The 7068-nt window shown below is 41.9% G+C and carries 7 protein-coding genes; 6 read left to right on the top strand and 1 reads right to left on the bottom strand.

Annotation, left to right across the window (positions count from 1 at the left end):
- Positions 1 to 213 precede the first annotated feature (213 nt).
- On the bottom strand, positions 214 to 1125 hold the full coding sequence (locus tag ABLT31_RS35890) for a LysR family transcriptional regulator (RefSeq protein ID WP_367760468.1): 912 nt from the start codon (positions 1123 to 1125) through the stop codon (positions 214 to 216).
- Between the two features lie 198 nt (positions 1126 to 1323).
- On the opposite strand from ABLT31_RS35890, the gene ABLT31_RS35885 reads away from it, so the two are divergent.
- The 6 genes from ABLT31_RS35885 (at position 1324) to ABLT31_RS35860 (ending at position 6923) form a co-directional block, all read left to right on the top strand.
- On the top strand, positions 1324 to 2166 hold the full coding sequence (locus tag ABLT31_RS35885; protein ID WP_367760466.1) for a fumarate hydratase: 843 nt from the start codon (positions 1324 to 1326) through the stop codon (positions 2164 to 2166).
- Entirely contained in the window at positions 2135 to 2752 is a 618-nt protein-coding gene (locus tag ABLT31_RS35880; RefSeq protein ID WP_367760464.1) for a Fe-S-containing hydro-lyase, read from the top strand. The genes ABLT31_RS35885 and ABLT31_RS35880 overlap by 32 nt, the downstream gene beginning before the upstream one ends.
- 77 nt (positions 2753 to 2829) lie before the next feature.
- The gene (locus ABLT31_RS35875; protein ID WP_367760463.1) at positions 2830 to 4095 is read left to right on the top strand and encodes a cation:dicarboxylate symporter family transporter; all 1266 of its coding nucleotides are present in this window, start codon (positions 2830 to 2832) and stop codon (positions 4093 to 4095) included.
- Positions 4096 to 4169: 74 nt separating this feature from the next.
- On the top strand, positions 4170 to 4991 hold the full coding sequence (locus ABLT31_RS35870) for a fumarylacetoacetate hydrolase family protein (RefSeq protein WP_367760461.1): 822 nt from the start codon (positions 4170 to 4172) through the stop codon (positions 4989 to 4991).
- A gap of 11 nt (positions 4992 to 5002) precedes the next feature.
- The gene (locus tag ABLT31_RS35865) at positions 5003 to 5989 is read left to right on the top strand and encodes a 2-hydroxyacid dehydrogenase (protein ID WP_367760458.1); all 987 of its coding nucleotides are present in this window, start codon (positions 5003 to 5005) and stop codon (positions 5987 to 5989) included.
- Between the two features lie 418 nt (positions 5990 to 6407).
- Positions 6408 to 6923 (top strand): GNAT family N-acetyltransferase, encoded by a 516-nt coding sequence (locus ABLT31_RS35860; protein ID WP_367760456.1) that lies wholly within the window; start codon positions 6408 to 6410, stop codon positions 6921 to 6923.
- Positions 6924 to 7068: the final 145 nt, after the last annotated feature.

The raw sequence follows: 7068 nt of genomic DNA, 5'->3' as shown, positions 1-7068 counted from the left end.
CGCTTGCACGGTTTATTGAGAGGGGTGGTTCAGTAATGACCACCCCTACTCTCTATTCTAACGGGAGATCGAAGTTTAGAAGCGGGAGTTGTGTCCGCTTCTTGTTTTGTTATTGAATGTTGTCGGGCAGGATAGTGAGCATTTAAATTTGAACAAATAACGATCAGTAGTCGTGGCCCACCCCATTGCAAAAACGCCCGTTGGACGCCTATGCTAGATGCCTGTCTTATTGTTGATCTCTCTTAACGTAAACTCTCTCCTTGATATTAGCTCGATAAAGCTATTGATTGTCTGGTTTTGATTCTTACGCGTCAATAAATAGGTACGTGCAGTCGGGAGAGAGAAGTACGGAAAAGGAATCATATCGATATTTCCCTTCTCGATCTGGTCGTTCACTGTTGTGAGCGGAAGAAAGGATATGCCCATCCCTTCCTTAATCCATTCAACAGAAACGTGTACCTTGTTTACCTTCATGGTTCTCACATTAGACACGTGTTGCCGAAGTTGAAATAACAGGTCATCCCAGTATAGCGGATGGTTATTGGTGAACAGTAAATTTTCCCGGAAGATATCGTTCGTACTTACCTCTCTTTCATTTCGTACACCAACGCCGTGTGGACCAACGAGAATAATTGGGTCGTTATATAGTTCAATGCTTTCCAATTGTTCTTGTACGACGGGAATTCGGCCAATGCCTATGTCACACTCCTGATTAATCACGCTTGCTACTACTGAATTCGAATCCGTCACTTCAATTGAGAACTCTGTTTCTGGACTCACTTTGCGAAATTCTCTGATCCACCTGGGAAGATATGTTGTTGCAACAAGTGTAGATACAGAGATTTTGATAGTTTCCTGGTAACCCTGAAGACGCCTTGCTACATATTCTACGCTCTCGTTGTAGTTCTCCATAATAGTTTTGGCGTACTCTAAGAATCCGAGTCCTGTTGAATTTAACTGAACTGACCTACCGACGCGGTCGAACAGCTGAGTTTCGAGCTCGTCTTCAAGATTTTGAATATGAAGCGTGACCGTTGACTGGGCAACATGGAGTCTGTCCGCAGTTTTCCTGAAATTTCCCTCTTCTGCAGCCGTTATAAATGTATTTAGCCAACTAAGTTCCAAAGTGACTCTCCTCCTTATGGCTACGATATTACCACTTTTAATCGGAAATGTCGATCAATATATTCATATATAATCATTATACATGAATGTTTGTTTAGTCTATACTTTATTCAAGGACAACCAAGGAGGGGTGCAGATCGAACCTTTTCTTGCTATATAGTTTATTCGTAATCAAAAAAATTAAAAGGATGGTTGAGAATGAGGAATATTTCTGTAGAACAGATTCGCGATGCTGTCGCTGTACTTTGCTGGGAGGCCTGTTATTACTTGCCGGAAGACATTGTAGAAGGATTCCATAAGGCTCTGGAAACAGAACAATCTCCATTGGGGAAATCGATCCTTGAACAACTCATTGAAAACGCTCAATTGGCCGCCAAAGAAGACAGACCTTACTGCCATGATACAGGACTTACCGTGGTTTATGCGGAAGTGGGGCAGGGGGTACACATCATGGGAGGAGATTTTGAAGCCGCGATTCATGATGGCATTCGAAAAGGCTACAAAGAGGGCTACCTTCGTAATTCAATCGTAGGGGATCCATTACTCCGAGTAAACACAAACGATAATACTCCGGGTGTAATACACACCAGAATCGTTCCTGGCGACAGCATTAAACTAACGGTGCTGCCTAAGGGGGGCGGAAGTGAGAATATGAGTGCCATGAAATTCTTGCTCCCTGGAGAAGGGGTGGCAGGGGTAAAGAAATTTGTATTGGACACGATTGAAGCGGCTGGAGGAAGAGCATGTCCCCCTATCGTCGTGGGAGTGGGTATCGGCGGGAGCTTTGATAAAGTAACGGAGATTGCAAAAGAAGCCGTACTGCGTGAAGTGGGTGTGCATCATCATGAACCGCATATTGCTCAGCTAGAGAAAGAATTATTGGAAGAGATCAACAAGCTGGGTATTGGTCCGCAGGGACTGGGTGGTACGAATACGGCATTATGGGTAGCTGCTGAAACCTATGGATGCCATATTACAGCTCTTCCAGTTGCCGTGAATATCCAGTGCCATGCTGCACGTAAAAAATCTTACGTACTTTAAATTTGCAAAAGGAAGGTGCCAAAAAATGGCAAATGTCTATTTACAAACGCCGCTTACTATGGAGGATGTTTTAAATTTACACGCAGGGGATGAAGTTTTCCTAAATGGAGTAATTTATGTAGCCAGAGACGCTGCCCATAAGCGGTTTCTCGAGCTGTTGGACAAAAATCAACCGCTTCCTTTAGATCTGAAAAACCAAATCATCTTTTACGCAGGACCTACACCGCCTAAACCCGGTCAAGTGATTGGATCCATCGCTCCTACGACGGCTTCTCGCATGGACCCCTATACACCGGCCATGTTTGAATATGGGGTCAAGGGTGTGATTGGAAAAGGGCCGCGGGGTCAAAAGGTGAAAGATGCATGCAAAGAACATCAAGCCATCTGTTTTTCTGCCGTTGGCGGACTATCTGCGCTATTAAGTGATAAAATCCAATCCGCAGAAGTAGTAGCATACGAAGATCTGGGGCCAGAAGCGATTCGTCAACTCATTGTCAAGGATTTCCCGGTTATGGTTGTCTATGATGCACACGGTAACGACCTTTATGAACAGGAGATCGCAAAGTATCGAACAATACAACGATAATGCAGCCCCCCTGCAATGTCACAGCTTTGCAGGGGGTACCAACTACCTATAATGAATAAACAGGGGGGATTATTAAAATGAAAAAAATAGGATTACCGATCCAAATTTTACTAGGTCTTATCTTTGGTATTCTCGTTGGGTTGGTATTTTATAAAGATCCTGTCGTCCAGACCTATCTAAAACCAATAGGCGACATTTTTCTGCGGTTAATTAAAATGGTTGTAGTTCCTATTGTTTTCACGAGTATTGTGGTTGGTATTGCCGGACTAGGCAATGCCAAGAAGCTCGGGAAATTAGGGTTTAGAACCATTCTATATTTTGAAATAGCTACCACGATAGCAATTGCAGTAGGTCTTTTATTTGCGAACGTTTTCCGCCCTGGTGCAGGGGTTGATATGCATGCGCTTTCTCAAGGAGACATATCAAAATATGTGGCAGCTGAACAGGAGATGGAGAAGGGGGGGCATTTAGATTTTATCATTAATATTGTTCCGACGAATATCTTTGATTCAATGGCTCAAGGGGACCTTTTAGCTGTTATTTTCTTCGCTGTTCTGTTAGGTCTAAGTATCGCCGCTATGGGAGAAACGGGGAAGCCCTTGCTGGAGTTCTTCAAAAATTTTTCTGGCGCAATGTTCCATATGGTTTCCTATGTTCTTAAAGTTGCGCCATTTGGAGTTTTTGGGCTAATCGGTGTAACCATTTCCAAGTTTGGTGCAGCCTCCCTGATTCCATTAGGGAAGTTAATCATTACAGCTTATGGAGCGTACCTGGTCTTTGTTATTGTTTGTTTTGGATTAGTAGCCAAGTTATTTAAGATCAATTTTATCCAGTTTATCAAATTTTTTAAGGATGAATTCCTTCTTGTGTTCTCTACGTCGAGTTCCGAATCCGCACTACCCCAAGTGATGAAGAAGCTGGAGAGCTATGGGTGCCCTAAATCGATCGTTTCATTTGTAGTCCCTGTCGGATATTCTTTCAATACGGATGGATCTTGTATATATCTGGCTCTTGCTTCCCTTTTTATTGCGCAGCTTTACGGAATTGACATGCCACTAAGTGCACAAATCACCTTGCTGCTAATTCTTGCGATTACTTCCAAAGGCATCTCTGGAGTAGCCGGCGGAGCATTAGTTGTACTCCTCTCTTCTTTGGCAGCTGCGGGTCTTCCTCTTGAAGGTTTAGCTTTTATCGCAGGAATTGACTTCCTCTTAAATATGGGCCGAGCTACTATTAACGTAGTTGGAAATGCTCTAGCAGCCATAGTCATTACGAAATGGGAAGGGCAATTTGATCATGAAAGGAATAAGGCTTACGTCATTCAAGGCAAAACTGCTGTTTAGGTAAGCTGGAAGGGTCGCTGCATGAATTTGCGGCCCTTCTTTTTTGAATATTTGTAATTTGGAGTTGATTTTTAATGCAGGTACTACAAAAAACAAAAACACAAAAAATAGTTCGCTATCAGAATCAAAATGGCGGCGTATATTACGGTATGGTTGATGGGGAGGACATATTACAACTGTCGAGCAATTTTTCTGAACTGGTCAACAAGGAAATAAAGTATGACGGTGTAAAGGTTAAATATAATGATGTGAAAATTTTGGAGCCTGTAGAACCGTCTAAAGTGATTAATTTCGGATGGACTTATGCAGGACACGCGAAGGAAACTGGCGGCAAGGCCAATCTGAAAGAACCGTTTTTGTTTTTAAAACCGTTATCTTCGCTCATTCCAGACAAGGGAAATATCATTCTTCCTTCAAATGATTTAACCAAGCAAGTGGAACTAGAAGGTGAATTAGCAATCGTAATTGGGAAACGCTGTAAAAATATAAAAGAAGCAGATGCAATGGATTATGTTTTTGGCTGCACCATATTTAATGATGTGACAGCCAGAGACCTTACAAAAAACGATCCTCAGTTTACACGGGGCAAAGGGTTTGATACTTTTGGGCCAATAGGTCCGTGGATTGTTACAGGTATAGATCCTTCAAATCTGAGAATCGTTACAACCTTAAACGGGGAAGTTGTTCAGGACGGTAATACGAATCAAATGTCCCTTACCATTCCGTATCTCATAAGTTGGATCTCGCAAGTCATGACACTAGAGCCTGGTGATGTTTTGGCAACAGGTTCACCTTCTGGAAGTTGTCCAATAAATAATGGTGATGTGGTAGTTGTTGAGATTGAGCAGATCGGTAAATTATGTAATTATGTACAATACAATAAAGGATATTTCTGAAGGGAGAAAAAATGAGTAAACCACGATTTTTCATACCCAATCGGATTAATGAGGAAGTCATTCAATTTTTGCAACTATATGGGGATGTAGATTACCGGGATAAGGAAGAAAAGATTTCTGAGGAAGAGTTTTTCGACGGTTTGAGGAAAGCAACCGCTCTTTTATGTTATTCCAGACAAAAGATTAACGGTAGTATTCTTGAGCAAGCTCCACTACTCAAGGTAGTAAGCAACATCTCCGTTGGCTACGATAATTTTGATCTTGGAGAATTGACAAAGAGGGGAGTCATGGCCACCAATACTCCCGGCATTTTAACGGAAACGACAGCGGACCTTACCTTCAGTATTCTAATGGCAGCTGCCAGAAGAGTGGCTGAAGCGGATCATTATGTTAAATCCGGACAATGGCAGGAGTGGTTTCCTAGTTTGATGCTTGGCAAGGATGTATTCGGGGCAACAATAGGGATTATTGGCATGGGAAGAATAGGGGAAGCCGTAGCGCGCAGGGCAAAAGGCTTCGATATGAAGATCCTTTATTATAACCGTTCACGCAAGACGGATATAGAGGAGAAGTTAGGAGCGAGGTACGTTTCACTTGAGCAGCTTCTTCAAAAATCGGACTACCTTGTTGTTTTGACCCCACTTACCGAAGAAACAAAAAAAATTATAGGAGTAAAAGAGTTTGCTCTAATGAAGAAGGATGCCATTCTAGTTAATGCCTCCCGTGGCGCTACGATTGATGAAACAGCCTTGATCCATGCCTTGCAGGAAAACAGGATTGCAGGTGCTGCACTGGATGTATATGAAAAAGAGCCAGTGGATCCAGAAAATCCATTATTGAAAATGACGAATGTTGTGACTCTCCCTCATATTGGCAGTGCAACAAGAGAAACACGGGGCAAAATGGCAATGAAAGCTGCATGCAATGCAGTGGCTGCTATTAATGGAGAAATTCCCGAAAATCTATTGAATGCAGAAGTTCTTCAAAAAATTAAATAATGTTATGTGCAGGGATTAGAATAGGTAAAATTAGAAATAACTATTCAGGTGCGTTCGCAGTGCAACTTTAGTACAAGCGTATCCAGCATGGATACGTTTTTTGTTTGAGATCCAAAAAACAAAATGCCTGATGTGTGTTGCATTTTTCTAAAGCGGAATTTATAGGCATTTTCAATAGCATAAACTTTTAGTTTAAGCCATAATTTAAGATTTGTAATAGCATCTTTATGCAATGAATATACAGTTTTCGGGGTATCCCCAAAAAATTGCTTATTGTAGTAACGGGATTCAATAGCGGGGGTACGGGATTACATCCATCCCCTGCTTTTTGCTGTGTTAAAGGGCAGGATAACTGAGTTGTATGTAGAAACTTATCCTGAAGTCAGAAGTGGTATAAACAAATCGAAGGAGAAAACAAATGCTGAGAAAAGCTAAGGAATCGGATTTACCTGAAATTCTCGATATTTATAACGATGCAATAATGAATACAACCGCAGTATACTCTTACGAACCGCAAACGCTCGAAAATCGGTTAGATTGGTTTCGTGATAAACAAGAGAAAGGATACCCGATCTTGGTAATAGAGGATGAGGGACACATTAGAGGATTTGCTACTTATGGACCGTTCCGGCCTTGGCCTGCTTATAAATATTCCATCGAGCATTCTGTCTATGTGCATAAAGAATATCGTGGTAAGGGAGCAGGAAAATTATTGATGCGAGAGATTATAAACCTTGCCGAAACTAACGGATATGCCACACTTATTGCTGGCATCGATGCCACTAACCAAGCAAGTATCGCTTTTCATCAAACACTGGGCTTTTCTTATTCAGGAACGATACGAAGGGCTGGCTACAAATTCGGACAATGGCTCGATTTAGCATTCTATCAACTGGATTTAAGTGGTCCACCTGAACCAACAGAAGGAAAGTAGGTTATGCAATCTCTTGGATTGGTGAAGCGTTCGCTTAAGAATTGGGTTCGAGATTTAAATAAAACCCTATAAAAGAGAAGATATATTGGGTATTTGCTAAACTAACGGGTGTCGATAGCGCGGAGCAGTTAATGGCTGCTCCTTC

It is taken from the genome of Ammoniphilus soli (genome assembly GCF_040813775.1).
The sequence above is the reverse complement of the archived record's forward strand: the minus strand, read 5'-3'. Positions and strand labels throughout refer to the sequence as shown.

Coding starts and splice junctions, on each gene's coding strand:
- ABLT31_RS35885 (WP_367760466.1), top strand. CDS start 1,324: ATGAGGAATATTTCTGTAGAACAGATTCGCGATGCTGTCGCTGTACTT.
- ABLT31_RS35860 (WP_367760456.1), top strand. CDS start 6,408: ATGCTGAGAAAAGCTAAGGAATCGGATTTACCTGAAATTCTCGATATT.
- ABLT31_RS35870 (WP_367760461.1), top strand. CDS start 4,170: ATGCAGGTACTACAAAAAACAAAAACACAAAAAATAGTTCGCTATCAG.
- ABLT31_RS35865 (WP_367760458.1), top strand. CDS start 5,003: ATGAGTAAACCACGATTTTTCATACCCAATCGGATTAATGAGGAAGTC.
- ABLT31_RS35880 (WP_367760464.1), top strand. CDS start 2,135: ATGCTGCACGTAAAAAATCTTACGTACTTTAAATTTGCAAAAGGAAGG.
- ABLT31_RS35875 (WP_367760463.1), top strand. CDS start 2,830: ATGAAAAAAATAGGATTACCGATCCAAATTTTACTAGGTCTTATCTTT.